Annotated in this window: 26 protein-coding genes and 1 pseudogene; 16 read left to right on the top strand and 11 right to left on the bottom strand. The window is 65.1% G+C overall.

What is annotated here, in order from left to right; translation table 11 throughout:
* The 6 genes from yidC (at position 1) to VGC77_RS07880 (ending at position 6095) form a co-directional block, all read left to right on the top strand.
* The gene (yidC, locus tag VGC77_RS07905) at positions 1–1908 is read left to right on the top strand and encodes a membrane protein insertase YidC (protein ID WP_331171025.1); all 1908 of its coding nucleotides are present in this window, start codon (positions 1–3) and stop codon (positions 1906–1908) included.
* 180 nt (positions 1909–2088) lie between these two features.
* Positions 2089–2742 (top strand): ribosome biogenesis GTP-binding protein YihA/YsxC, encoded by a 654-nt coding sequence (gene yihA / locus VGC77_RS07900; RefSeq protein ID WP_331171024.1) that lies wholly within the window; start codon positions 2089–2091, stop codon positions 2740–2742.
* On the top strand, positions 2739–3119 hold the full coding sequence (locus tag VGC77_RS07895; RefSeq protein ID WP_331171023.1) for a DUF423 domain-containing protein: 381 nt from the start codon (positions 2739–2741) through the stop codon (positions 3117–3119). Before yihA ends, VGC77_RS07895 begins: the two co-directional genes overlap by 4 nt.
* Positions 3120–3265: 146 nt before the next feature.
* Positions 3266–4162 (top strand): acetylglutamate kinase, encoded by an 897-nt coding sequence (gene argB / locus VGC77_RS07890; protein ID WP_331171022.1) that lies wholly within the window; start codon positions 3266–3268, stop codon positions 4160–4162.
* A 170-nt stretch (positions 4163–4332) separates the two neighbouring features.
* Complete coding sequence (locus VGC77_RS07885; RefSeq protein WP_331171021.1) at positions 4333–5331, top strand: DUF1036 domain-containing protein; 999 nt, start codon at positions 4333–4335, stop codon at positions 5329–5331.
* 65 nt (positions 5332–5396) lie between these two features.
* Positions 5397–6095, top strand: a complete 699-nt coding sequence (locus VGC77_RS07880; protein ID WP_331171020.1) for a pyrimidine 5'-nucleotidase — start codon at positions 5397–5399, stop codon at positions 6093–6095.
* Positions 6096–6172: 77 nt separating this feature from the next.
* Here VGC77_RS07880 and VGC77_RS07875 read toward each other — a convergent pair.
* Positions 6173–6473, bottom strand: a pseudogene (locus VGC77_RS07875) (GIY-YIG nuclease family protein).
* 188 nt (positions 6474–6661) lie between these two features.
* Between VGC77_RS07875 and dapD the strand changes: the two are divergent.
* From dapD to dapE, 3 genes are read left to right on the top strand one after another with little or no spacing between them, the layout of a single operon-like run.
* Positions 6662–7507: a 2,3,4,5-tetrahydropyridine-2,6-dicarboxylate N-succinyltransferase gene (gene dapD, locus VGC77_RS07870; protein WP_331171019.1), complete on the top strand. Its 846-nt coding sequence runs from the start codon at positions 6662–6664 to the stop codon at positions 7505–7507.
* Positions 7508–7557: 50 nt separating this feature from the next.
* A complete protein-coding gene (locus tag VGC77_RS07865; protein WP_331171018.1) occupies positions 7558–8025 on the top strand; it encodes a DUF805 domain-containing protein in 468 nt (155 codons plus the stop codon).
* Positions 8025–9203 (top strand): succinyl-diaminopimelate desuccinylase, encoded by a 1179-nt coding sequence (gene dapE / locus VGC77_RS07860; protein ID WP_331171017.1) that lies wholly within the window; start codon positions 8025–8027, stop codon positions 9201–9203. The genes VGC77_RS07865 and dapE overlap by 1 nt, the downstream gene beginning before the upstream one ends.
* A gap of 364 nt (positions 9204–9567) precedes the next feature.
* Here dapE and truA read toward each other — a convergent pair whose 3' ends face one another.
* The 5 genes from truA to def all read right to left on the bottom strand — a co-directional run bounded on the left by truA (position 9568) and on the right by def (position 12682).
* Positions 9568–10305: a tRNA pseudouridine(38-40) synthase TruA gene (truA, locus tag VGC77_RS07855; protein ID WP_331171016.1), complete on the bottom strand. Its 738-nt coding sequence runs from the start codon at positions 10303–10305 to the stop codon at positions 9568–9570.
* 185 nt (positions 10306–10490) lie between these two features.
* Positions 10491–11423 carry a methionyl-tRNA formyltransferase gene (gene fmt, locus VGC77_RS07850; RefSeq protein ID WP_331171015.1) on the bottom strand — a complete coding sequence of 311 codons (933 nt, stop codon included), beginning with the start codon at positions 11421–11423 and terminating at the stop codon, positions 10491–10493.
* A gap of 18 nt (positions 11424–11441) precedes the next feature.
* Positions 11442–11861 (bottom strand): type II toxin-antitoxin system VapC family toxin, encoded by a 420-nt coding sequence (locus VGC77_RS07845; RefSeq protein WP_331171014.1) that lies wholly within the window; start codon positions 11859–11861, stop codon positions 11442–11444.
* On the bottom strand, positions 11858–12100 hold the full coding sequence (locus tag VGC77_RS07840; RefSeq protein ID WP_331171013.1) for a hypothetical protein: 243 nt from the start codon (positions 12098–12100) through the stop codon (positions 11858–11860). Before VGC77_RS07840 ends, VGC77_RS07845 begins: the two co-directional genes overlap by 4 nt.
* A gap of 54 nt (positions 12101–12154) precedes the next feature.
* On the bottom strand, positions 12155–12682 hold the full coding sequence (gene def / locus VGC77_RS07835; protein WP_331171012.1) for a peptide deformylase: 528 nt from the start codon (positions 12680–12682) through the stop codon (positions 12155–12157).
* Positions 12683–12889: 207 nt separating this feature from the next.
* Here def and VGC77_RS07830 point away from each other — a divergent pair, with 207 nt between their 5' ends.
* The 4 genes from VGC77_RS07830 (at position 12890) to VGC77_RS07815 (ending at position 16951) form a co-directional block, all read left to right on the top strand.
* Complete coding sequence (locus VGC77_RS07830) at positions 12890–14098, top strand: DNA recombination protein RmuC (protein ID WP_331171011.1); 1209 nt, start codon at positions 12890–12892, stop codon at positions 14096–14098.
* Positions 14099–14253: 155 nt separating this feature from the next.
* Positions 14254–15261: a flagellar motor protein MotA gene (locus tag VGC77_RS07825; protein WP_331171010.1), complete on the top strand. Its 1008-nt coding sequence runs from the start codon at positions 14254–14256 to the stop codon at positions 15259–15261.
* Positions 15262–15475: 214 nt separating this feature from the next.
* Entirely contained in the window at positions 15476–16501 is a 1026-nt protein-coding gene (locus VGC77_RS07820) for a peptidoglycan -binding protein (RefSeq protein ID WP_331171009.1), read from the top strand.
* A 3-nt stretch (positions 16502–16504) separates the two neighbouring features.
* Positions 16505–16951 (top strand): GNAT family N-acetyltransferase, encoded by a 447-nt coding sequence (locus VGC77_RS07815; protein WP_331171008.1) that lies wholly within the window; start codon positions 16505–16507, stop codon positions 16949–16951.
* A gap of 4 nt (positions 16952–16955) precedes the next feature.
* Here the strand turns inward: VGC77_RS07815 and VGC77_RS07810 are convergent, their stop codons facing one another.
* Entirely contained in the window at positions 16956–18008 is a 1053-nt protein-coding gene (locus VGC77_RS07810; protein WP_331171007.1) for a methyltransferase domain-containing protein, read from the bottom strand.
* 165 nt (positions 18009–18173) lie between these two features.
* The gene (locus VGC77_RS07805; RefSeq protein ID WP_331171006.1) at positions 18174–20078 is read right to left on the bottom strand and encodes an ABC transporter transmembrane domain-containing protein; all 1905 of its coding nucleotides are present in this window, start codon (positions 20076–20078) and stop codon (positions 18174–18176) included.
* A gap of 168 nt (positions 20079–20246) precedes the next feature.
* On the opposite strand from VGC77_RS07805, the gene rpmE reads away from it, so the two are divergent.
* On the top strand, positions 20247–20474 hold the full coding sequence (gene rpmE / locus VGC77_RS07800) for a 50S ribosomal protein L31 (RefSeq protein ID WP_331171005.1): 228 nt from the start codon (positions 20247–20249) through the stop codon (positions 20472–20474).
* 169 nt (positions 20475–20643) lie between these two features.
* On the opposite strand, the gene VGC77_RS07795 is transcribed toward rpmE, so the two are convergent.
* The 3 genes from VGC77_RS07795 to VGC77_RS07785 form a co-directional block, all read right to left on the bottom strand.
* Positions 20644–21018: a hypothetical protein gene (locus tag VGC77_RS07795; RefSeq protein WP_331171004.1), complete on the bottom strand. Its 375-nt coding sequence runs from the start codon at positions 21016–21018 to the stop codon at positions 20644–20646.
* Between the two features lie 84 nt (positions 21019–21102).
* The gene (locus VGC77_RS07790) at positions 21103–21615 is read right to left on the bottom strand and encodes a DUF1465 family protein (RefSeq protein WP_331171003.1); all 513 of its coding nucleotides are present in this window, start codon (positions 21613–21615) and stop codon (positions 21103–21105) included.
* Positions 21616–21967: 352 nt separating this feature from the next.
* The gene (locus VGC77_RS07785) at positions 21968–22165 is read right to left on the bottom strand and encodes a DUF1192 domain-containing protein (RefSeq protein WP_331171002.1); all 198 of its coding nucleotides are present in this window, start codon (positions 22163–22165) and stop codon (positions 21968–21970) included.
* 106 nt (positions 22166–22271) lie between these two features.
* Between VGC77_RS07785 and VGC77_RS07780 the strand changes: the two genes are divergently transcribed.
* Together VGC77_RS07780 and VGC77_RS07775 are read left to right on the top strand one after the other, a co-directional pair.
* Positions 22272–23270 (top strand): NAD(P)H-quinone oxidoreductase, encoded by a 999-nt coding sequence (locus tag VGC77_RS07780; RefSeq protein ID WP_331171001.1) that lies wholly within the window; start codon positions 22272–22274, stop codon positions 23268–23270.
* 112 nt (positions 23271–23382) lie between these two features.
* The coding region (locus VGC77_RS07775) for an EAL domain-containing protein (protein ID WP_331171000.1) at positions 23383–26067 on the top strand (2685 nt) is incomplete at its 3' end.

The raw sequence follows: 26067 nt of genomic DNA, 5'->3' as shown, positions 1-26067 counted from the left end.
ATGACCGACAACCGCAACACCATTCTTGCCGTGATTCTGTCGGGCCTCGTGCTGCTCGGCTGGCAATATTTCTTCAACATCCCGCAGATGGAAAAGCAGCGCGCCGCCGAGCTCGCCAGCAAGAGCCAGACCGTGGCCCCGGCGCCGCAATCCGGCGCCCAGCCCGCCACGCCTGCGACCCCGGCCACCCCAGGCGCGGCGATCCCGCAGCCCAACGCCGCCGCCGCGCCGGCCGGCTCTGCGCCCAACGCGATCCAGCCCGCTCCCATCACCCCGGTGGTCAGCCGCGAAGCCGCGCTCGCCGCCTCGCCGCGGGTCAAGATCGATACCCCGCGGATCAGCGGCAGCATCGCGCTGAAGGGCGCGCGGATCGACGACATCGCGCTGGTGCAGTACCGCGAAACGGTCGACCCGACCTCGCCGGCGATCGAGCTGTACTCGCCGTCGGGCTCGGCCAACCCCTATTATGCGGAATTCGGCTGGGTCGCCGCCGCCGGCTCCTCGGTCAAGATCCCGGACCAGAACACGCTGTGGGAACAGGAAGGCACCGGCAGCCTGTCGCCGAGCCAGCCGGTGACGCTGAAATACGACAATGGCGAGGGCCTGACCTTCCGCCGCACCATCTCGATCGACGAACGCTATCTGTTCACCATGAAGGACGAGGTGACCAATGTCGGCAACGCCCCAGTCACGCTGTATCCGTTCGCGCTGATCTCGCGCCACGGCGCCCCGCACGTCTCCGGCTATTACATCCTGCACGAAGGTCTGGTCGGCTATCTCGGCGACCAGGGCCTGCAGGAATACGGCTACAGCAAGATCGACGAAGCCAAGGCGGTCAACTTCAAGGTCACCAACGGCTGGCTCGGCATCACCGACAAATATTGGGCTTCGGCGCTATTGCCGGACACCAATGCGCAATTGCAGGCGCGGTTCTCCTCCAACCTCGCCAACAATGTGCGGACCTATCAGACCGATTACCTGCAGGACGCCCAGACCATCGCGATCGGCGGCACCGGCACGGCTAATGCCCGGCTGTTCGCCGGCGCCAAGGAAGCCGGCGTGGTCGGCATCAACTTCCCGGCGCTGGGGCTCGGCGGCTACAACAAGGCGCTCGAGCTCAACCATTTCGACCTGTTGATCGATTGGGGCTGGTTCTACTTCATCACCAAGCCGATGTTCGTGGCGCTCGACTTCTTCTTCCACTTGGTCGGCAATTTCGGCATCTCCATCCTGCTGGTGACGGTGATCATCAAGCTGTTGTTCCTGCCGCTCGCCAACAAATCCTACGCCTCGATGGCCAAGATGAAGGCGATCCAGCCGCAGCTCGCCGCCTTGAAGGAACGTCACCCGGACGACAAGGCCAAGCAGCAGCAGGAGATGATGGAGATCTACCGCAAGGAGAAGATCAATCCGGTCGCCGGTTGCCTTCCGGTGATGCTGCAGATCCCGGTGTTCTTCTCGCTGTACAAGGTGCTGTTCGTCACCATCGAAATGCGCCACACCCCGTTCTACGGCTGGATCCACGACCTTTCGGCGCCGGATCCGACCAACCTGTTCAACCTGTTCGGTCTGTTGGCGTTCGATCCGACCCACGTGCCGGTGATCGGCCATTACCTGGTGCTCGGCGCTTGGCCGCTGGTGATGGGCTTCACGATGTGGGTGCAGATGAAGCTCAATCCGACCCCGCCGGATCCGACCCAGCAGATGATCTTCGCCTGGATGCCGGTGATCTTCACCTTCATGCTGGCCTCGTTCCCGGCCGGTCTAGTAATCTACTGGGCCTGGAACAACCTGCTGTCGGTGCTGCAACAGGGCTTCATCATGCGGCGCAACGGCGTGAAGGTCGAATTGTTCGACAATCTCAAAGCCACCTTCGTCGGCAAGAAGAAGAAGGCGAAGGCAACCTGAGCACCGCGTCGTGCACAACATCACTGTTGTCATTCCGGGATGCGCCCCTGTTGGGGCGCAGGCCCGGAATCCATAATCCCCGCGGTGGTTATGGATTCCGGGCTTGCTCGCAAAGAGCTCCCGCCCCGGAATGACGTCGTGGTTGCGAATGATCGCAGCCACCTAGCGGAAAGCCTTCGCATGACCGACGACCTTGATGCGAAGCTGATCGAACAGGGCCGCAAGCTGTTCGCCGGCGACTGGCAGTTCATCTGGGCATCGCCCTCGATCGAGACGCTGCCGCCGATGCAGGGCCTCGAAGTGGCGTTCGCCGGCCGCTCCAATGTCGGTAAATCCAGCCTTATCAATGCGCTGACCGGCCGCAACGCGCTGGCGCGGACCTCGCACACCCCGGGCCGAACCCAGGAATTGATCTTCTTCGAAGGCCCGCAGGACGCCAATTTCCGGCTGGTCGACATGCCGGGCTACGGCTACGCCTCGGCGCCGAAAGCCAAGATCGCCTCCTGGACCTCGCTGATCCACAATTTCCTGCAGGGCCGCTCGACGCTGGCGCGGGTCTATGTGCTGATCGACGCCCGCCACGGCCTCAAGGAGGTCGATCAGGACGTGCTGAACACGCTCGATAAATCCGCGGTGAGCTATCAGATCGTGCTGACCAAGGCCGACCAGGTGAAGCCCGCCGAACTGGCGCAGCGCCGCGTCGACGTCGAGGCGGCGTTGCGCAAGCACCCCGCCGCCTATCCGGAATTGCTGGTGACCTCGTCGCGCACCGGCGACGGCATGCCTGAGTTGCGCGCGGCGATGATCAAATTGATCGGCGAGCGCAGCCGATGAGCCGCGGCGCCATCGTCCGCGTGCTGATCGCGCTGGCCGGGCTGATGGGCGGCTGCGGCGTGGCACTTGCGGCGATGGCGGCGCATCTGCCCGACGCCGCGAGGCTCGGCTCCGCCTCGTCGATGCTGCTGTTTCACGCGCTGGCCGCGATCGCCGCGGTGCTGCTCGCCGAGCGCGGCTTGGTTCGCGCGCTGCCGGGCCTGCTGGCAGCCTGCGGTTTCGAGATCGGGGCGCTCTTGTTCACAGGCGACCTGACGCTGCGGCAATTCGCGGGCTTCGGCCTGTTCCCGATGGCTGCGCCGATTGGCGGCACCACCATGATCCTGAGCTGGCTCGTGCTCGCTGCCGCCGCGCTGGCGCCGCCGCGCCAGCAATAGAGCGCGCCTTTCTTTCCTCTCCCCTTGTGGAAGGGAGAAGCGCCTCACATGTTTGGCACGCCATCCGCCCCTAGGATCGCACGCGCCGAAATGCTAGCGCTCTTGGCGTCGAAACCACCCTCCCCGCGAATCGTGAGATCCCGTTCATGACCGACGCGCCCCTCATCAGCCCGCTGGATCAGGCTCGCATCCTGTCGGAAGCGCTGCCGCATATGCAGGAATATGACGAAGAGACCATCGTCATCAAATATGGCGGCCACGCCATGGGCGCCGAGGATCTCGCCAAGGCGTTCGCGCGCGACATCGTGCTCTTGGAGCAGACCGCGATCAATCCGGTGGTGGTGCATGGCGGCGGCCCGCAGATCGCCACCATGCTGCAGCGGCTCGGCATCAAATCGGAATTCGCCGCGGGGCTGCGCATCACCGACGCCGCCACCATCGAGATCGTCGAGATGGTGCTGGCCGGTTCGATCAACAAGCAACTGGTCGGCTACATCAACGAGGCCGGCGGCAAGGCCGTGGGGCTGTGCGGCAAGGACGGCAACATGGTCAGCGCCTCGAAGGCGACCCGCACCATGGTCGATCCGGATTCCCGCATCGAGGAGGTGATCGACCTCGGCTTCGTCGGCGAACCGGAAAAGGTCGACCTCACGCTGCTCAACCAGTTGATCGGCCACGAGCTGATCCCGGTGCTGGCGCCGCTCGCGACCTCGGTGAGTGGCCAGACCTTCAACGTCAACGCCGACACTTTTGCCGGCGCGGTGGCCGGCGCGCTGAAGGCCAAGCGATTGCTGCTGCTGACCGACGTGCCGGGCGTGCTCGACAAGTCGAAGAAGCTGATCCCGGAATTGTCGGTCAAGGACGCCCGCCGGCTGATCGCCGACGGCACCATTTCCGGCGGCATGATCCCCAAGGTCGAGACCTGCATCTACGCGCTCGAACAGGGCGTGCAGGGCGTGGTGATCATCGACGGCAAGACCCCGCACGCGGTGCTGCTGGAATTGTTCACCAACCAGGGCACCGGCACGCTGATCCACAAGTGATGGCCGGCAACAGCCGAGCCATTTTCCGGGGCCGCCGACGCCAGCACGGCCGTCATCCTGAGGAGCCCGGCGCAGCTCGAAGAGCGAAGCCGTGCGTCTCGAAGGATGGCCAAAGGCGCGCGCGGCCCTCATGGTTCGAGACGCGCGCCAGCAAGAGCGCGCTCCTCACCATGAGGAGCGCGCTGCGCTTCGGCGCGGCGCTTTTGGCGCTGGCGGCCGGCATCGCCCCCGCCCACGCTGACCTGAAGCTCTGCAACCGCATGAGCTATGTGGTCGAGGCCGCGATCGGCATCGACGACAAGGCCGCAACCGCCACCCGTGGCTGGTTCCGGATCGATCCGGCGCAATGCCGCGTCGTGGTGCAGGGCACGCTCAGCGCCGACCGCATCCTGCTGCATGCCCGCGCGCTCGGAGTCTATGGCGCCTCGCCGGTGCCGCAGAACGGCAGCGACCGGCTATGCATCGCGCCGGACAATTTCGTCATCGCCGCGGCGCGGCAATGCCGCAGCGGCCAGACCGCAGCCCCCTTCACCGAGATCAAGCCGACCGCGACCGAGGACGGCAATCTGGTCGCCTATCTCGCCGAGGACAGCGAATATGACGACGAGCAGGCCAAGCTCGCCGGCATCCAGCGGCTTTTGGTGATCGCCGGCTACGACGCCGCCCCGATCGACGGCGTCGACGGCCCGAAGACGCAAGCCGCGCTGGCGGCGTTCCTGAAAAGCCGCGGGCTTGGTACCGACATCGTGCAGGCGCCGAATTTCTTCGACAGCATGATCAAGGCGGTCGAGTCGCCCTCCACCAACGGGCTGACCTGGTGCAACGACACCCCGCACAAGATCATGGCCGCAGTCGGCAGCGACGACGGCAAGGCGGTGACCAGCCGCGGCTGGTACCGCGTCGATCCCGGCAAATGCCTGCACCCCGACGTCTCGGGCCAGCCGCGACAGCTCTACAGTTTCGCTGAGGCCGTGGACGCCGACAATCGCGCCGTCCGGATCAAGGACAAGCCGCTGAACTGGGGCGGCGGCGTGATGCTGTGCACCCGCGACAGCAAGTTCGAGATCACCGACCAGAGCGATTGTGCCGGGCGCGGCTTCAACCGCACCGGCTTTACGTCGGTGGATCTGTCGGGCGGCGGCAAGACGCTGCGCTTCGCGGTGCCGTGATAGAAAGACGGGCGCGATCCGACCTCTACCAACGGGAGAGGCGAAGCAGAACCATGACTGGACCAATGACGCAGGATCAACAGCGCAATTTCACCCAGATCGACACCTGGGTGTTCGACCTCGACAACACGCTGTATCCGCATCACGTCAATCTGTGGCAGCAGGTCGACGTCCGGATCCGCGATTTCGTCGCTTCCTATCTCGACATCCCGGCGGAGGACGCGTTCCGGATCCAGAAGGACTACTATCACCGCTACGGCACCACGATGCGCGGCATGATGACCGAGCACGGCGTGCGCGCCGACGACTACCTGGCTTACGTGCACGAGATCGACCATTCGCCGCTGGAGCCCAATCCGGCGATGGGCGACGCCATCGCCGCCTTGCCCGGGCGCAAGCTGATCCTCACCAACGGCTCCGCCGCCCATGCCGCCAAGGTGTTGGAGCGCCTCGGCATCGAACATCATTTCGAGGCGGTGTTCGATATCATCGCCGCGCAACTCGAGCCGAAGCCGGCGCCGCAGACCTATCAGCGCTTCCTCGATCTGCACGGCGTCGATCCGGCGCGCGCCGCGATGTTCGAGGACCTCGCCCGCAACCTCGCAGTGCCGCATCGGCTCGGCATGACCACGGTGCTGGTGGTGCCGGACGGCAGCAAGGCGGTGGTGCGCGAGGACTGGGAGCTCGAAGGCCGCGACGCCGCCCATGTCGATTTCGTCACCGACGATCTGACCGGGTTTTTGACGGGGTTGAGCACGGCGTAATAGGCCGCAGAGCCCACTCCAGGAAAAACCGTCATCGCCCGGCTTGACCGGGCGACCCAGTATCCCAGAGCGTCCGTTCAGATCCCTGCAATCCACGGATAGAGATCATTCCAATCCGGATTGTCTTTCTCGATCAATTGCACCTTCCACTCGCGCTTCCATTTCTTCAACCGCTTCTCGCGGTGGATCGCGGCCGCGATATCGTCGAAGCACTCGAAATAGACCAGCCGATCCACTTTCATAGCGTTTGGTGAAACTCTCGGCGGCCTTCGATCGATGTTCGGCGACGCGGCGAACGAGGTCGTTGGTCACGCCGATGTACAGCGTGCCGCCAATCTGGCTGGCCAGGATGTAGACGTAGAAGCTGCGGGCCTGCATGCGCGAGGTCTCGGACATCAAGTCTCCGCCATGAAGTCTCTGCAATACTGGGTCGCCCGTTCAAGCCGGGCGATGACGGCCGGATGGGCGGCGCGGCGGTGCCCCGCAGCCGCGCCGGCTTGACTCTCCCCGGCCAAATCCCGACAAAAGCAGCCTCGCCGCGCCGCCAATCGCCTAAGGAATCCCCGATGTCGCTGTCCGCTCTCGAAGTCTCCATCAACACCGCGTTCGACGCGCGCGATACCGTCGGCGCCGCGACCAAGGGCGAAGTCCGCGACGCCGTCGAGCACGCACTCGACCTGTTGGACAAGGGCGAGGCGCGGGTCGCCGAGCGCGGCGACGACGGCAAATGGACCGTCAACCAGTGGCTGAAGAAGGCGGTGCTGCTGTCGTTCCGGCTCAACGACATGAGCACGATTTCCGGCGGCCCCGGCGGCGCCACCTGGTGGGACAAGGTGCCGTCGAAATTCTCAGGCTGGGGCGAGAATAGGTTTCGCGACGCCGGCTTCCGCGCGGTGCCGGGCGCGATTGTGCGGCGCTCCGCCTTCATCGCCAAGAACGTGGTGCTGATGCCGTCTTTCGTCAATCTCGGGGCCTATGTCGACGAGGCCACCATGGTCGACACCTGGTCGACGGTCGGCTCCTGCGCGCAAATCGGCAAGCGCGTGCACATCTCCGGCGGCGTCGGCATCGGCGGCGTGCTGGAGCCGCTGCAGGCCGGTCCCGTGATCATCGAGGACGATTGCTTCATCGGCGCGCGCTCGGAGGTCGCCGAGGGCGTCATCGTGCGCCGTGGCGCGGTGCTGGCGATGGGGGTCTTTCTCAGCGCCTCGACCAAGATCGTCGACCGCGAGTCGGGCGAGATTTTCGTCGGCGAGGTGCCGGAATATGCCGTGCTGGTGCCCGGCAACCTGCCCGGCCGTCCCTTGAAAAACGGCGCGCCCGGCCCCTCCACCGCCTGCGCGGTGATCGTCAAGCGGGTCGACGAGCGCACCCGCTCCAAGACCAGCATCAACGAATTGTTGCGCGACTGAACTAACATGCAATCGGCGCCACGCGGGCGCCGCCGCCGTCGAGAGTCGAGATGGATCTGACCACGCTGCTGTTCAGCTGCAATGGCCGCATCAACCGCGGCAAATATTGGCTCGCGGCGCTGATCTACGTCGCCGCCTGGATCGCCTTCGCCGGGATCGCCTTGCTGGTAATCGGCGACCTCGACAAGGACGATCGTTTCGCCTTCGCCGGCACCGGCATCGCTTTGTGGCTCGGCGGGGCTTTGCTGTTCCTGATCGGGATCTGGTCCGGCCTCGCGGTCGCCATCAAGCGGCTGCACGACCGCGACAAGAGCGCCTGGTGGCTGCTGGTGTTCTGGCTCGGCCCGAGCCTGCTCGGCGGCGGCGGCCGGACCGTGGTTCATGGCGGTGGCGGCGTGGCGCTGTCGCTGCTGAGTGCGGCGATCTCGATCTGGGCGTTCGTCGAATTCGGCTGCCTGCGCGGCACGCCGGGCCCGAATGCCTATGGACCCGATCCGCTCGAGCCCGCGAGATATTGATGCCTGTGAACCCAATCGACGCCCTTTCCATCGCGCAAGACCTGTTGCGCTGCCCCTCGGTGACCCCGGCCGACGCCGGCGCGCTCGGGGTGCTGGAGCGGCTGCTGCAGGCCGCCGGCTTCGACGTGCATCGGGTGACCTTCAGCGAGCCCGGCGCCGCCGACATCGACAATCTCTACGCCCGGATCGGCACCTCGGCGCCGCATCTCTGCTTCGCCGGCCATACCGACGTGGTGCCGCCCGGCGATGTGGCGGCGTGGTCGCACGGCGCCTTCGCCGGCGAGGTGCACGACAGCCAATTGTACGGCCGCGGCGCGGTCGACATGAAGGGCGGCATCGCCTGCAGCGTCGCCGCGGTGCTCGAGTATTTGGCGGCGCATGGCGGCCAGCCGCATGACTCGGGGCAAGGCTCGATTTCGTTCCTGATCACCGGCGACGAAGAAGACGTCGCGGTCAACGGCACCGTCAAGCTTTTGCAATGGGCGGCGGCGCGCGGCGAAAAATTCGACCACTGCGTGCTCGGCGAACCCAGCAATGTCGAGGCGCTCGGCGACTGCATCAAGATCGGCCGCCGCGGATCGTTGTCCGGCACGTTGATCGTCGACGGCGTGCAGGGCCACGTCGCCTATCCGCACCGCGCATCGAACCCGGTGCCGGATATCGCGGCGCTGATCGTGGCGCTCGGCAACGATCCGCTCGATGCCGGCAGCGACACCTTCCAGCCTTCGAACCTGGAGTTCACTTCGGTCGACGTCGGCAACCCGGCGACCAATGTGATTCCGGCACAGGCCCGCGCCCGGTTCAACATCCGCTTCAACGATCAGCACAGCGCCGAGAGTTTGCAGGCGCTGATCGAACAGCGTGTCGAGACCGCCTGCGGCAACCGCATCAAGGCTCGGATCGACTGGCTGCCGTCGAACGCCGCCGCCTTCGTCACCAAGCCCGGCGCGTTCACCGATCTGGTCGCTGCGGCGATCGAACAGGTCACCGGCCGCAGGCCCGAGCTCAACACCGGCGGCGGCACCTCGGATGCGCGCTTCATCACGCATTATTGCCCGGTGATCGAGTTCGGCCTGGTGGGCCAGACCATGCACAAGATCGACGAGCGCACCCCGGTCGCCGACCTCGCGACGCTGACGCAGATCTATCGCGGCGTGCTGGAACGGTATTTCGCCTGAATGGAAATCGTCATTCCGGGGCGCGAGCGCGATAGCCGCGAGCGAACCCGAAATCTTGCTCCGCGACGGCACGCGGGTGCTCGCCGCGAGATTCCGGGTTCGCTCGGCCTGCGGCCCCGCGCCCCGGAATGACTAGCGTTGCGCCGCCCGCGGGAAGGGTCGTTCAGATAATTAATACACCTCTCAATCGAACCGACCACATCGCAAGAGCGGCGGCGAGCCCCCTCGCCCCACTTGCGGGGAGAGGGTTGGGCTGAGGGGTTGGTGAGTCGGTGACCTGCTGAAACGCCCCCTCACCCGACCGGCTGCGCTGCGCTCTGCCGGTTGACCTCTCCCCGCAAGCGGGGAGAGGTGAAGAAGAGCCTCAATAATCCACCTTCACCAGATACAATCCATCCGGCGGCGCCACCGGGCCGCAGGCGGTGCGGTTGCGCGCCGCCAGCGCCGCGGCGAGATCGTCGGCGCTCCAGCGCCCCTCGCCGACCCAGACCAGTGAGCCGACCATCGAGCGCACTTGGCTGTGCAGGAACGAGCGCGCCGAGGTGACGATCGAAACGTCGTCGCCGTCGCGGATCACGTCGAGCTGATCCAGCGTCTTGTCCGGCGATTTGGCCTGGCATTCGGTGTCGCGAAAGGTCGTGAAGTCGTGCTTGCCGAGCAATCGCTGCGCGGCCTGGTGCATCGCCGCGGTATCGAGCCGTCGCGGCAGCCGCCACACCTTGCCGATCTGCAGCGCCAGATTGGCGCGGCGGTTGCTGATCCGATAGACATAGTGCCGCCTAACCGCCGAGAACCGCGCTTCGAACGTGTCCGGCACGATCTCGGCGCTCAATACGCCGATCGGATGCGGCCGCAGATGCGCGTTCAGCCCATCGCGCAGCCGGCCCGGCGCAAATTCCTTGGCGATGTCGCAATGCGCCACCTGCGCCAGCGCGTGCACGCCGGCGTCGGTGCGCCCCGCCCCGTTGACGCGGACGAAGCTGCCGCAGATCGCCTTCACCGCATCCTCCAGCGCGCCCTGCACCGAGGGACCGTTGTCCTGGATCTGCCAGCCGCAATAAGGCTTGCCGTCATATTCGATGATAAGCTTGTAGCGCGGCATGTTCGGCGACGATCCTGGCAAGACGCGCCGTCATCCTGAGAGCCTGCCCCGGACTTGATCCGGGGTGCGAAGCCGCGCTTGCGGCGAGCCTCGAAGGATGGCGGCTGAAAGGAATAACGAAGGCCGTCGCCCTTCGAGACGCCCGCCTGCGGCGGGCTCCTCGGGGTGACGGCGCGGGTAACAGGCTAGCACACCCGCAGCGGTGGCTGCAGCGGCGTGCCGCGCAGGAAATCTTGCGCCTGCATAGGCTGCTTGCCGGCGCGCTGCAATTGCAGGATGCGGATGGCGCCGTCGCCGCAGGCGATGGTGAGGCGGTCGTCGAGCAAGGCGCCCGCCGCGCCTGAGCCCTCGGCGAGCGCGCAGCGTAAAATCTTCACCCGCACCAAATCGCCCTCGATCGGCAGCTCGCACCAGGCGCCGGGAAACGGCGACAGCCCGTGGATATGGCGCAGCACGGCGCGCGCGGGCTTGGTCCAGTCGATCCGCGCCTCGGCCTTGTCGATCTTGGCGGCGTAGGTCACGCCGTCCTCAGGCTGCTTGGTGAAGCGCAATGCACCGCGCTCGAGCAGCGCCATCGCCTCCACCATCAGTTCGGCGCCGAGCGGCGCCAGCGCGTCGTGCAGGTCGGCCGCAGTCATCGCGTCGGTGAGCGCGATCCGTCCGGTCAGCGCCACGTCGCCGGTGTCGAGGCCGATGTCCATCTTCATCACCATCACGCCGGACTCCGCATCGCCGGCCATGATGGCGCGGTTGATCGGTGCCGCGCCGCGCCAGCGCGGCAAGAGCGAGCCGTGCAGGTTGAAGCAGCCGAATGTCGGCGCGTCCAGAATCGGCTGCGGTAGGATCATGCCATAGGCCACCACCACCGCGGCGTCGGCGTGGAAGCCAGCGAATTCCGCCGCGGCCTCCGCCGAGCGCAGCGTCTTCGGCGTCAGCACCGGGATGCCGAGCCGCTCGGCCTCTTGCGCCACCGGGGTTGGCTGCAGTTTCATGCCGCGTCCGGAGGGTTTCGCCTCGCGGCTATACACCGCGACGATCTGGTGGCCGGCGGCGGCCAGCGCGCGCAGCGTCGGCACCGCGAAATCCGGGGTGCCCATGAAAATCAGGCGAAGCGGCATGGAGAATCCTGCGGTCGTTCAAATTTCGAACGGATTGATAACGGTCAGGCCGACGCCGTCAAAGCCATATCTGTCGCGCGTGGCGACGGCGGCTTGATGCGCGAGCGCGATCGCAGCGATCATGCAGTCCATAACGCCAATCGGCCGTCCCGCCGATTGGCGCTGCGCCGCGATCCGCCCATAGATCGTCGCCGCAACAGCATCGAACGGAAGGATGTGGTCGAAGAACGTCACGCTTTCCAGCCGCGCAGCCGAGGCCAATAGCTTCTGCCGCTGCACGCCGGCGTCCAGCCGTTCGATGCCGAAGCGGATCTCGGCCAACACCGGCGCGCAAATGAAAAGCGCGTCAGCCGGCTGGGTATCGAGCCAATCGCGCACCCCGAGGTTCGGCTTCGGTCGGAGGGCTTCGGAGACAACGTTGGTGTCGAGAATGATCACGAAAAGTCCGGGGGCTCGCTGGCCACATCAGGAATTTCGCAGTCGAGATCAACGCGATGTTCCGGCGGCACCAGCGCGAACAATTCGGTGCCCAATCGGCGCGGAGTTTCACCCGCCGCGAGGCCGCGCCGTATAAGTAGTTTCGCAGCATCCGACAGACTGATGTCGGTTTCCTGCGCCCTCATTTCGATACGGCGCTTCAGCTCGGGATCGATGTCGCGGATCAGCAGGTCGGCCATCGGCGGTTCCTTTGATATCAATGATATCAAACCCGCCATCGCCGGTCAAAACCGTCAGACGTATTTGACGCCGTGCCTGGCGGCCTTCTCGAACTTCTTCATCACCATGTGGCGCTTCAGCTTGGAGATGTGATCGACGAACAAGACGCCGTTCAAATGGTCAATCTCGTGCTGGATGCAGGTGGCGAACAGCCCGTCGGCATCCTCTTCCTTCACATTGCCGTCGAGGTCGGTGTAACGGATCCGCACCTGTTTCGGCCGCTCGACCTCGGCGTAATATTCCGGGATCGACAGGCAGCCTTCCTCGTAGACGTTCATCTCCTCGGACACCGAAACGATTTCCGGGTTGATGAAGGCGCGCGGCTCAGTCTGGCCGTTGCCCTCCTTGCGGACCAGATCCATGGTGATCAGCCGCACCGGCTGCGCCACCTGGATCGCGGCAAGGCCGATGCCGGGCGCCTCGTACATGGTCTCGAACATGTCGTCGGCGAGCCGGCGCACCTCGGCGCTGACCGTTTCGACCGGCTTGGAGATCAAGCGAAGCTGCTTGTCTGGTATGATGATGATTTCGCGCAGGGCCATTGTTGCGATTTAATCTGCGATACCGCCCCGGTCAATCCGCTGCGGATGCCACTTTAGCTACCACACAACGATTCAGACCGGGCGGATCTTTAACCCGGCATTAACCATGATGGTTAGCCCGCGGTTAACCATATCCCTTAAGCCGTGGTTAACCATAAATGTTCTTCCTTCGTTCTCATACCGCATCTAGTCTGCTACAATGCTGACATGAACGACATCCTGTTCACGGTTGGCGACTTGCCGGTCAGCGTCGGTGAAGCGGCGATCGGCTTTGCCGCGGTGACGCTGCTGCTGCTCGCCGCCATTGCCGTGATCATCGCCCGCGGATTGGGCACCGGCAGCGCGACGGCGATGGCGCAGGCCGCCCGCGCCGACGAGCTGGAATATCGGCTGGCCGAGATGATGCGGGCGCAGCACGAGTCGAGCGGCCGGGTCGCGGCGATGGGCCAGGCGTTGGCCGGCCGGCAGGCCGAAATGGCACGCGCGGTCAGCGAGCGGCTGGATTCGGTGACCCAGCGGGTCGGCCAGTCGATGGAGCACACCACCCGCCACACCCTCAACAGCCTGCGGGTGCTGCACGAGCGGCTCGGCATCATCGACGACGCGCAGCACAACCTCACCGAGCTCACCGCGCAGGTGACGACGCTGCGCGACGTGCTGGCCAACAAGCAGTCGCGCGGCGCGTTCGGCCAGGCGCGGATGGAGGCGATCGTCGCCGACGGCATGCCGACCGGCGCCTATGCGTTCCAATACACGCTGTCCAGCGGCAAGCGGCCGGACTGCGTGGTGTTCCTGCCCGATCAGCGGCCGCTGTGCATCGACGCCAAGTTTCCGCTGGAGGCGATCACCGCGCTGCGCGACGCCCGCTCCGAGGAGGCGCGGCGCGCCGCGTCGCAGCGGCTGCGCAACGACGTGATACGCCACGTCACCGACATCGCCGAAAAATACCTGATCCCCGGCGAGACCCAGGACACCGCGCTGATGTTCGTGCCGTCGGAATCGGTCTATGCCGAAATCCACGAGCGCTTCGACGACGTCATTCAGAAAGCCTACCGCGCCCGCATCGTGCTGGTGTCGCCGTCTCTGCTGATGCTGGCGATCCAGGTGATGCAGCAGATCCTGAAAGACGCGCGGATGCGCGACGCCGCCGACCAGATCCGCACCGAGGTGATGAGTCTCGGCGACGATCTGAGCCGGCTACGCGACCGCGTGCTGAAGCTGCAGACCCATTTCGGTCAGGTCAATGAGGACGTCCGCCAGATCCTGATCTCGGCCGACAAGATCGAGCGCCGCGCCGGCCGGATCGAGGAGCTGGATTTCAGCCATGATGCGCCGGCGGCTCCGCCCGGCCCGCAACCGGCGCGGCCCGACCTGTTCGCCATGCCGCCGCGGCGCGAACTGCAGGCCGGCGAGTAACCGCCCTTCGCCGGCAACGGCGGGCGCGGCGCGGCCGGCTGCGGCGGTATCGGCCGGGTTCCAAAGGATTGCACCGGGCGATGCTTCCTTCCGGCCAGCGCTGTGCCATATTGAAGCCGCAACCACCTCGCCTGCAACGAATGGTGACACCAACAATGGCGCAAGGCTCCCGCTCCGCGATCGACGTCGCGTTCAACAAGCTGTCGTCGCCGCGGATCTTTTTGATCCGCATGCTGGTGTTCCTGGTGCTGTGCGCGCTGCTCCTGGTGGTGCTGTACAAGCAGATCATCACCGCCTTTTTCGCCAATCCCGGGCTCAACGCGCTGATCGGCGCGGTGCTGTTGATCGGCATCGTGCTGTCGTTCCGCCAGGTGATCCGGCTCTATCCCGAGGTCGCCTGGGTGAATAATTTTCGCATCAGCGATCCGGGGCTGGCGTTGCCGCAGCGCCCCACTTTGCTGGCGCCGATGGCGGCGATTCTGGGCGGCGAGCGCTCGGGCCGGATGTCGATTTCTCAGCAGACCATGCGGCATCTGCTCGACTCGATCGCCACCAGGCTGGACGAGGCCCGCGACATCTCGCGCTACATGACCGGGCTGTTGGTGTTCCTCGGGCTGCTCGGCACCTTCTGGGGGCTGATCGAAACCGTCGGCTCGGTCGGCAAGGTGATCGACGGCCTCAAGGTCGGCGGCGACGCCGGCTCGCTGTTCGACACGCTGAAGGAAGGCCTCGCCGCGCCGCTCGGCGGCATGGGCATTTCGTTCTCCTCGTCGCTGTTCGGGCTCGCCGGCTCGCTGATCCTCGGCTTCCTCGATCTGCAATCCAGCCAGGCGCAGAACCGGTTCTACACCGACCTCGAGGACTGGCTGGCCTCCACGGTGCGCGACTATGTCGGCGACGGCGCGGTCGCGGCGCCCGGTGCCGCGGCAGGCAGCGCCGAGCTGCAAGGCGCGATCGAGCGGCTGCGCCGCGCCTTCGAAGACGGCTCCAGCCGCCGCACCACCACGGCGATGGCCAACCTCGCCGACGCGATCCAGAGTCTCGTCGCGCACATGCGCAGCGAACAGCAGCTGATCCGCGAATGGGCCGACGGCCAGGGCGAGCAAAACCGCGAGATCAAGGCGCTGCTGCAGCACCTCGCCCGCCAGCCGGAGAAGAATTAGGATGCCGACCTCACTTGTGGCCATCCTTCGAGGCGCGCCGCAAATGCGGCGCGCACCTCAGGATGACGCTTCCGCCGTCGTAGCCGCCCGCGCAGCGAACCCGGTCGCCGTCACCCTGAGGCGCCGGAGCGCAGCGACGGCCTCGAAGGGCGACGGCTTGTTGATCCGCCGGGCGCGCTCCGCGCTCGCTGCCGCTCGCCGCGGAGACCTCTGAATGGCGCTAGCCCGCGGCCGCCGCAACGATCCCGGCTTCAACTACTGGCCCGGCTTTGTCGACGCGCTGTCGACGCTGGTTTTGTCGATCGTATTTCTGCTGTCGGTGTTCCTGGTGGTGCAGTTCTTCCTGTCGCAGGAGGTCACCGGCAAGGACAAGGCGCTGGAGCAGCTCAACGCCAAGCTCGCGCAGCTCAACGACCTATTGTCGCTGGAAAAGCTCGGCAAACTCAATCTCGAGGATCAGCTGTCGCAGCTGCGCGCCGGCCTGGCCTCCGCCGAAACCGAGCGCGACCGCGTCAAGGGCCTCTATGACGGCCTCGCCGGCGCCGGCAACGACGCCGCCGGCCGCGCCACCGAGCTCAACAAGGCGCTGGATTCCGAGAAGCAGCTCTCGGCCCGCGCGCTGGCGCAGGTCGAGGTGTTGAATCAGCAGATCTCGGCGCTGCGCCGCCAGCTCGCCGCGCTCGAAGAGGCGCTCGACGCCTCGGAACAGCGCGGCAAGGAATCGCAGAGCCGGATCACCGATCTCGGTCAGCGGCTCAACGTCGCCCTGGCGCAGCGGGTGCAGGAATTGTCACGCTACCGCTCGGAATTCTTCGGGCGATTGCGCGCCATCCTCGGCAACCGGCCGGATATCCGCGTCGTCGGCGACCGCTTCGTGTTCCAGTCGGAAGTGTTCTTCGACACCGGCCAGGCGCAGCTGTTGCCCGAGGGTCGCGCCGAACTCGACAAGCTGGCTGCGGCGCTGACCGATCTCGACAAGCAGATTCCGGCGGAAATCGCCTGGGTCTTGCGGGTCGACGGCCACACCGACGTTCGCCCGATCACCGGGCAGTTCAAATCCAACTGGGAATTGTCGAGCGCCCGCGCGATTTCGGTGGTGCAATATCTGGTCTCGCTCGGGGTGCCGCCGCAGCGGCTGGTCGCCGCCGGGTTCGGTGAATTCCAGCCGCTCGACGTCGCCGCGACCGACGACGCCTACAAGCGCAACCGCCGCATCGAATTGAAGCTGACGGAGCGCTGAGGCATGACGCAAGGCTTTGATCTGCGGCGCTATCAGGCCGACGACGAGGACGCCTCGATCGCGCTGTGGCTGAAGACCTGGCAACTGACCTACCCGTCGATCGACTTCGCCGCGCGGCTGGATTGGTGGCGCGAGCGCTGGCGCGGCGAGCTGTTGCCGAACGCCAGCGTCGTGGTGGCGGAGCAGGACGGCGAATTGACCGGCTTCGTCACCATCGATGGCAGCGGCTATCTCGATCAATTGGTGGTGGCGCCGGCGCAATGGGGAAGCGGCCTCGCGGCCACGCTGGTCGATCAGGCCAAGCGGCTATCGCCCACCGGCGTCACGCTGAAGGTCAACGCCGACAATTTCCGCGCCATCAAGTTCTACGAACGCAACGGCTTCGCCGTGACCGGCGAGGAGACCAACGCTTCGGGCCGTGCGGTGCTGAACATGGTGTGGGAGCCGTAGCTGATCATCGCACCGCATGACCAAGTCGCCCGATTAGACGGCGGAGGCGCCGTGAAACCCTCCGTCCGATATTCAGGACCACATTTCCCGCCTCGCCGACTCCTCGCGCAGCTGAAAACGGGCGTCCCGCCATCAACGCAAGCTCAGTGCGGGGAATTTCAGGCCCAGCCCCTTTTCGCCCGAGAGCGATGATGAATTCACCGCCGTTGCTGTCGAAGAATCCGACCTCACGGCTTTGGATAAATCCAAGCGTGAACAAATCATGCAGGATCAGTCGAAAGCTGGAAGGCGTGAAACACCAGGAATGAAGGTCGATGAAGACTGAATTCCTGGCCGCCTCCATTGCGGATTTGGCCTCGGCCACCGAATGAATGATCCGCAAATCGGAACTCGTGACCTTGGTCCAAGCCTTACCGGGAGGAATCTGGCATACGTTCAGATAATATTCCGCGGCAGTCCCTGCCGAATGCACCGTTCGCTTTGCTTCATACGCATCAACTATGGCGGCGAGAGATGTGACAGGCCGCAAATAGTCAAAACAGAATCGCTTGTCGGGAACCGCGAGGACCAACACGCCGTCGTCCTGCAAAATATCGTCGCAGCCCTGAAGAAAACTAATCAAGTCCGGGGTGTGTTCGATCACATGGGACGCGACAACCCAACCGTACTCGTGATTCCGTCGTGTGAGATCTTTAAAGCGCTGGCCGCTCCAGACAAAATCCACGGCTTCGATGGCATTCAAATCCACGCCGTGTTGAGCGTATTTCGTCTTCAGGTCCGGTTGACTGAGATGATCAAGAATCTCGACTTTGTAACCTCGGGATCTTGGGCATATCGGGCTGTGGCTTGGCCCCACTTCCAAGCCGAGCTTGTTGTAATCGATGAATGATAACAGCTTCTCGTGACGCAAGGTCGGACGAATCGACCGCCCCTCTCTTCGCCCGTATTTGAGATAGTGTTGCACCGGATCGGCGGCGGCCAAGCGCACGTCAGGATGCATCCTGAGATATAGCTGCGGATCAAAATCCGATGTCACGGTGCCGCTCAATGATGCCATCGCGGGAGTCTAGTCGCACATCGCCGTTGCGTAAACGATTTTGGCTGGCGGGCGGCATGTCCTACGCATCGCTGTAAATCGCAGTGAGCGCCTGTTCAATGCAATCCACCAGACATGAGGCCGAAGCAGCGGCGCGCGGCTTGATGTGTCGGAGCGTCCGTTCCCTCACGCCACCTCGAACTGCAGCCGGGCGAGGCGGGCATAGAGCCCGCCGGCGGCGGCCAGCTGCGCATGGGTGCCCTGCTCGATGATCTTGCCCTGCTCCATCACCACGATGCGGTCGCAGGACAGCACGGTGGCGAGGCGATGCGCGATCACCACCGTGGTGCGGTGCCGCATCAATTCTTCCAGCGCGGTCTGCACCAAGGTTTCGCTCTCGGCGTCGAGCGACGAGGTCGCTTCGTCGAGCAGCAAGAGCGGCGCGTCGCGCAGGATCGCGCGGGCGATGGCGATGCGCTGGCGCTGGCCACCGGACAGCGTCACGCCGCGCTCGCCCAATTGCGTCTCGAAGCCCTGCGGCAGCCGGCGAATGAATTCGGTGGCGTGGGCCTGTTCGGCGGCGCGCTCGACTTCGGCGTCGCTGGCGTCGGGACGGCCGAACCGGATGTTGTCGCGCGCGGAGGCGGCGAAAATCACCGACTCCTGCGACACCAGCGCGATGCGCTCGCGCAGGCACTGCGGACCGGCGGCGGCGATCGGCACGCCGTCGAGCGAGACCTTGCCGGAGGAGGGATCGTAGAACCGTAGCAAGAGGTGGAACAGCGTGCTTTTGCCGGCGCCGGAGGGGCCGACGATCGCCACCTTCTCGCCGGCGCGGACCGACAGCGACACGCCGTCGAGCGCCGGGGTCTCCGGCCGCATCGGATAGGCGAAGCTGACATTGTCGAACACGACGTCGCCGCGCGCCGGCACCGGAAACGCGCGCGGCGAGGCCGGCGCCGCGACATCCGGCTTGACCCGCAAAATTTCGAACAGCCGCTCGGCGGCGCCGGAAGCGCCGGCGACCTCGCCCCATACTTCGCTGAGCTGGCCGAGGCCGGCGGCGGCGAAGGCGGCATACATCACGAACTGGCTGAGCCGGCCGGCGCTGATGTCGCCCGACACCACGTCGTGCGAGCCGACCCACAGGATCGCCACCACGCTGGAGAACACGATGAAGATGATGATCGCGGTGAGCACAGCGCGGGCGCCCGTGGAACTACGCGCCGCCTCATAGGCCTGCTCGACCTCGCGGCCGAACCGCTGGTTCGACAGCCCCTCATTGGTATAGGCCTGCACGGTGCGGATCGAGGACACCAGTTCGGAGGCATAGGCCGAGGCATCGGCCAAAGTATCCTGGGCGTTGCGCGACAGCCGCCGCACCCAGCGGCCGAACGCCACCAGCGGCAGCACGATCAACGGGATCGCCGCCAGCACGAAGCCGCTCAAGCGCGGGCTGGAGATCACCATCATCGAGGCCGCGCCGATGAACAGCATCATGTTGCGCAGCGCGATCGACACCGAGGCGCCGACCGCGGATTTGATCTGGGTGGTGTCGGCGGTGAGCCGCGACACCAGTTCGCCGCTGCGCGCCGAATCGAAGAACGACGGCGACAGCTTGGTGAGATGCGCGAACACGTCGTGGCGCAGATCGGCGACGATGCGCTCGCCGATCGTCATCACCAGGTAGTAACGCGCGGCACTCGCCACCGCGAGCACCGCGACGATCACCACCATCACCAGGAAATAACTGTTGATCAGCGCGATGCCTTCGGGGCTGAAGCCGAAATCGATCAGCCGGCGCACCGCCAGCGGCACCAGCAGCGTGGTCGCCGCGGCCACCGTCAGCGCCACGAAGGCGAAGCTGGCGCGCCAGCGATAGCGGTCGACGTAAGGCGCCAGCAACAACAAGGGGCGCAGCCGGCCGGGCTTAGCCGCGGCCTTCGCCGCGGACACGCCATCGGTCAGCGGCTCGGCCTTCGGCGCCGGGCGCCCCGCCGGCACGACCTTCTCGCTTTCCGCGATCGCTTCCAGCGACAGCGCAATCACGGTGCCTTTTGACTTGGTGTCGGGCCGGATCTTTTGGATCATCGATGTTTACCGCCGCGTCACTTTTGAAGGATTGTAAATAGACGTGGGCAAGGCTGCTGGCAAATCCGGTGAATACCTTGTCTTGACCCGCGTCGTGCGATATAGGAACGCGGAAATCCACCCCTCAATTCGCCGTGTTGCGGGCCAAAAGGCCCCGAAGGATCATTCATGAAAGCCGAAATTCACCCGGATTATCATAGCATTACGGTAGTCATGACGGACGGCACGGAATACGTGACGCGCTCCACCTGGGGCAAGGAAGGCGACAAGCTGAACCTCGACATCGACTCCAAGTCGCATCCGGCCTGGACCGGCGGCCAGCAGCAGATGCTCGATCGCGGCGGCCGGGTGTCCCGGTTCCAGAAGAAGTTTTCGGGCTTCCTCAAGAAGGATTGAGGCCAAGGCTGAGGCTAAGGCCGCTCGGCGGCTGCCTCACCTGATCACAATCGCTGGAAAACCGAACGCCCCTGCCTGCAGGGGCGTTTTTTTGCGTTGCCGGCAGATATTCGCTTTCTGCGGCTAACGGACGCGCGGCTCTTCCCGGCTGTTGATGCGCTTCGAGATTTTATAGGCCGGCATTCCGGGGCTCGAGCAGCGACAGTTGCGAGTGAGCCCGGAATCCGTAACCCCTGAAGGGGATATGGATCGCGGACTTGCTCGTTCTTCGAACTCGCAATCCGGGATGACGATGGTTTGAGGTTGGATGCTTCAACCCCAACCTAAATTGCAAGAGGTCGCCCTTGACCTCCTGCACGTCGCGCCGGAGGTCGCCGACGTCGCGCCCAACGTCGCCGATGTTGCGGTCAACAGGACCGAGATGCTCGCGATGACGGCCCAGGGTATCGAGAATGAGGTCGAGCTTTTTGCCATGCGAGCGCAAATAGGCCAGCAGATGGCTGGTCACCGTTGCGCTGTCGTCCGTTGAGTCCGGACCCGTCATCGGCGCCTCGGCGAAAGTTGTTGTCACCGAATATAGGACAGGCTCGGTGTCCCTGCCCCCGCCTTTCAGTGCCGGCCTTTCAGTCTAGCGCTCGAACGCCGCCTTCAGCCGATTGAGCTGCGGCACCAGCGGATTGCCGATCGGGGCGCGGTCTGACCCGTCGGCGTGCATGGTGGTATCGAGCCGGCGCACCTTGTCCTGCAGCAGCATCGAGCGGGCGATTAGTTCCTGCAACTGCTCGGGCAGTTTCGCGATCATCTCGGCCGGGCCGGGCTCAGCGGCGCTGAGCTTGACCTTGGTCTTTTCCCGGTTGGCCTGGCTCAGCGTCATCTCGCCTTCCTTGACCGCACGATGCAGCAACAGCCAGGAGGCGAGTTGCATCAGCCGCGTGGTCAGCCGCATGCTTTCGGTCGCATAGGTCAGGCTGACGGAGCGATCCAGCGTCTTGGCCTCGGAGCGGCCGATGCCGTCCAGATAGGCGGCGGTTTCCTCGACCAGATCCATGCCGTCGCGAAACAGCGCACTGAACGCTGCGGAATTGGTCAGCCGCTCGCTGAAATGAACGAGAGCGGAGTCGCCCTGCATTGAATCCGACATCGTTAACGCCTCACGCCACCTGTTCCGTCCCCAGCCTGTTTTGCCAGCCGGTTATGATGAACAAATCATTGCGCGCCCGCGGGGCAGAGTCCAGCCGCGTCGCCTGCAAGGGTTAACATCGCGTCCCTCGCTCCGTAGAAAACCGGAGCGCAAAAAAGAGCCGCCGTTGCCGGCGGCTTTGAAGTTGATAACAGGGAGGCGTCAAAGCAGAGTGGACAGGAGCCACTCGGCGTCCAAAGATGGACAATCAGAGTAATAGGCTGGAAAGCTTAATATCGCGTAAATGAACGGTTTTGTTGAGGTTTGGTTTGCATTTTGCGGGAACTCGGGCTGGCGGCGAAGTGATCCGCGCTTAGCGGGTGGTTTTGAAGATCCGATCCGCGGCGTCGCGGGTGGCGCGTTTCATCGTCATCGCCGCCTGCAGCCGATCGATCTCCGCGGTGAGCAGCGCGATCCGCTCGTTCAGTTCCTCGACCGACAGCAGCGACAGATCCTGCCCGATTTCGTGGCTCAATTTCTTCTTCGGCTTGTCGTCGTCCTCAATCGCCATCGGCTTTGCCCCACTTTTGCGTGATCCGGAACGGTTGCCAGTGCGGCACCGGCTGTCTAATCCTAGCCGATCTTCTCCCGCCCTACCCGCTTCGCAAGGACAAATCATGGAACCCGTACCCGCGCAAATGACCGTGATCGGAATCAGCAAGCCGGGCGGTCCCGAGGTGCTGCTGCCCGAGACCCGCCCGGTGCCGCAGCCCGGCCCCGGCGAAATCCTGATCAAGGTGCAGGCCGCCGGCGTCAACCGGCCGGACGTGGCGCAGCGCTCCGGCAGTTATCCGCCGCCGCCCGGCGCCAGCGATCTGCCCGGCCTGGAAGTGGCCGGCGAAGTGGTCGCGCTCGGTGAGGGCGCCAGCCGGCACAAGCTCGGCGACAGCGTGATGTCGCTGGTCGCGGGCGGCGGCTACGCCCCCTATTGCATCGCCCAGGACGCCCAGGCGATGGCGGTGCCGGTCGGGCTGTCGATCATCGAGGCCGGCGCCACGCCTGAGACGCTGATGACGGTGTGGCACAATGTGTTCGAACGCGGCGGCCTCAAGCCCGGCGAAACCCTGCTGATTCACGGCGGTTCCTCGGGCATCGGCACCATGGCGATCCAGCTTGCCAAGGCGTTCGGCTCGACCGTGATCGTCACCGTCGGTTCCAACGACAAGGCCGCGGCTTGCGTCAAACTCGGGGCAGACCGCGCCATCGACTACAAGACCGAAGACTTCGTCGGCATCGTCAAGGAATTCACCCAAGGCCATGGCGCTGACGTCATCCTCGACATGGTCGGCGGCGATTACATCGAGAAGAACTACAACGCCGCGGCGTTCGACGGCCGCATCGTTCAGATCGCGTTTCTTCACGGCCCGAAAGCCACCGTCAATTTCGTCAAGCTGATGATGAAGCGACTGCAGCATACCGGCTCGACGCTGCGGGCGCGCAGCGACGCCGACAAGGCGGCGATGGTCGCCGCGATCGAATCCAGGGTGCTGCCGCTGTTCCGCGAGGGCCGGCTCAAGCCCTTGATCGACAGCAGCTTCCCGCTCGCCGAGGCGGCGGAGGCGCACCGCCGGATGGAATCCAGCCAACATATTGGCAAAATTGTGTTGACGCTGTGAGGCCCGGCGCGGTCCGGAAAGCCTTTGAAAGCCCTCACATTCATGTCATTTATCGCGCGTCAGAACCGCACAGGGGTGCGCGTGACGTGACGACCAACGCGGAGAACCGACATTGCGTCTGATCAGGTGCCTCGCGCTCGCCGCGCTGGGCTTGATGATGGTTGCGGCCGGCTCACCGGCGAATGCCATCGACGCGGTCAGCGTCCGCGGCGACGCGCCCGCGATCGACCTCACCGCGGTGCTCGATCATCAGCGCAGCGAGGCCGACCGCATTCAGGTGTCGACCGCGCCCGGCACCGACGGCATCGTGCGCCGCATCGAGGTGCGCGCCCGCGAGGGCGGCCAGAACTGGGTGGTGTTCGCGCTGGCTAACAACACCGACGACCAGCTCGACCGGCTGATCGTCGCGCCGCATTATCGCATCGTCTCCTCCGGGCTGTTCTGGCCGGATCTCGGAATGTCGCGGATCGCCACGGTGACGCCGTCGACCGGCGACCGCCCGGAGCGCCAGGATTCCCCCACCGCCGACGTGTTCCGGGTCACGCTGGACCCCGGCGCGGTGATCACCTTCGTCGCCGAATTGCGCACCGACAAGCTGCCGCAGCTCTATTTGTGGGAACCGGAGGCCTACAAGGACAAGGTCAACTCGTTCACGCTGTATCAGGGCATCGTGATCGGCATCTCCGGCCTGCTGGCGCTGGTGCTGACCATCCTGTTCGTGGTCAAGGGCAGCATCATGTTCCCGGCGGCGGCGGCGCTGGCCTGGGCGGTGCTGGTCTATATCGGCGTCGATTTCGGATTCTGGGGCAAGGTGCTCGACATGTCGTCGGGCGCCGAGCGGGTGTGGCGCGCCTCCGGCGAAGCCATCCTCGCCGCCACGCTCTTGGTGTTCCTGTTCGCTTATCTCAACCTCAGCCGCTGGCATGTGCGCTATTCGCACATCACGCTGGGCTGGCTGGTCTTTCTCGGATCCTTGGTGGCTTTGGCGCTGTTCGATCCCGCGGTGGCGTCGGGCATTGCGCGGATGTCGCTGGTGTTGATCGCGTTCGCCGGCTTCGCGCTGATCCTGTATCTGTCGACCCACGGCTTCGACCGCGCGGTGCTGCTGATCCCGACCTGGTTCCTGCTGGTGGTGTGGGTGATCGCTGCAGGCATGACGGTGGCCGGCAGCGTCACCAACGACATCGTCGGCCCGGCGCTGCTCGGCGGCCTGGTGTTGATCGTGATGCTGATCGGCTTCACGGTGATGCAGCACGCTTTTGCCGGCGGCAGCGCGCCGACCGGCGTGGTGTCAGACATCGAGCGCCGCGCGCTGGCGCTGACCGGCTCCGGCGACCTGATCTGGGACTGGGACGTCGCCGCCGACAAGGTGTTCACCAGCCCAGAGACCGAAACCCTGCTCGGGTTGAAGCGCGGCACGCTGGAAGGCTCCGCGGCGAAATGGCTGGAAGTGCTGCATCCGCTCGACCAGGATCGGTTTCGCGCCGCGCTCGACTCGGTGCTCGACCAGCGCCGCGGCCGGCTGACCCAGGATTTCCGGCTGCGCACCCCGGACGGCCGCTTCATGTGGTTCGCGCTGAAGGCGCGCCCGGTGGTCGGCTCCGATGGCGAAGTCTCGCGCGTGGTCGGCACGCTGACCGACGTCACCGAGATCAAGAACGCCGAAGAACGCATGCTGCACGATTCCGTGCACGACAACCTCACCGGGCTGCCGAACCGCAAGCTGTTCATCGACCGGCTCAATGCGGTGGCCAATTTCGCCAAGTCGATGCCGAACCTGCGACCGACGCTGATGGTGATCGACCTCGACCGCTTCAAGCAGGTCAACGATTCGGTCGGCATCGCGGTCGGCGATTCGATCCTGCTGACGCTGGCGCGCCGGCTCACGCGAATTCTGAAGCCGCAGGACACTTTGGCGCGGCTCGCCGGCGATCAGTTCGGCCTGATCCTGATGTCGGAGCAGGACCCCGCCAAGATCACCGCCTTCGCCGAGACCATCCGCAAGACCATCCGCGCGCCGATCGCCTTCAACGACCGCGAGATCTTCCTCACCGCCTCGATTGGCCTCGCGCTATCCGATCCGCAGGCGCAGCTCACCGACGAGATCATCAAGGACGCCGAGCTGGCGATGTATCACTCGAAGCGGATCGGCGGCGATCGCATCGACGTCTACAAGCCGGTGATGCGGGCGCGCAAGACCGACCGGCTGACGCTGGAATCCGAATTGCGCCGCGCCATCGAGCGCCAGGAAATCACCATCCTGTATCAGCCGATCGTGCGGCTGGAGGATCGCTCGATCGCCGGCTTCGAAGCGTTGGCGCGCTGGGATCATCCCAAGCTCGGGCGGATGTCGCCGGTGGAGTTCATCGCCATCGCCGAGGAGATCGGACTGATCATCGATCTCGGCATGTTCGTGATGGACCAGACCGCCAAGCAACTGGCGATCTGGCAGCGCGCGATGCGCTCGCGCGAGCCGATCTTCGCCAGCGTCAACGTCTCGTCGCGGCAGTTGCTGCGCCACGACCTATTGCACGACATCCGCACCGTGCTGTCGCGCTCCACGGTGGCGCGTGGCACGCTGAAGCTGGAATTGACCGAATCGCTGGTGATGGAAAATCCGGAACACGCCGCGCAAATGCTGCACCGGATCCGCGAACTCGGCACCGGGCTGTCGCTCGACGATTTCGGCACCGGGCATTCCTCGCTGGCCTATCTGCAGCGCTTCCCGTTCGACACCATCAAGATCGACCAGTCGTTCGTCCGCACCACCAGCCGCGGCACCCGCCCGGTGATCCTG

The organism is Rhodopseudomonas sp. (assembly GCF_036404135.1).
Lineage (GTDB): Bacteria > Pseudomonadota > Alphaproteobacteria > Rhizobiales > Xanthobacteraceae > Rhodopseudomonas_A.
Note: the sequence above shows the minus strand (reverse complement) of the source record. Positions and strands in the feature narration are given on the sequence as shown.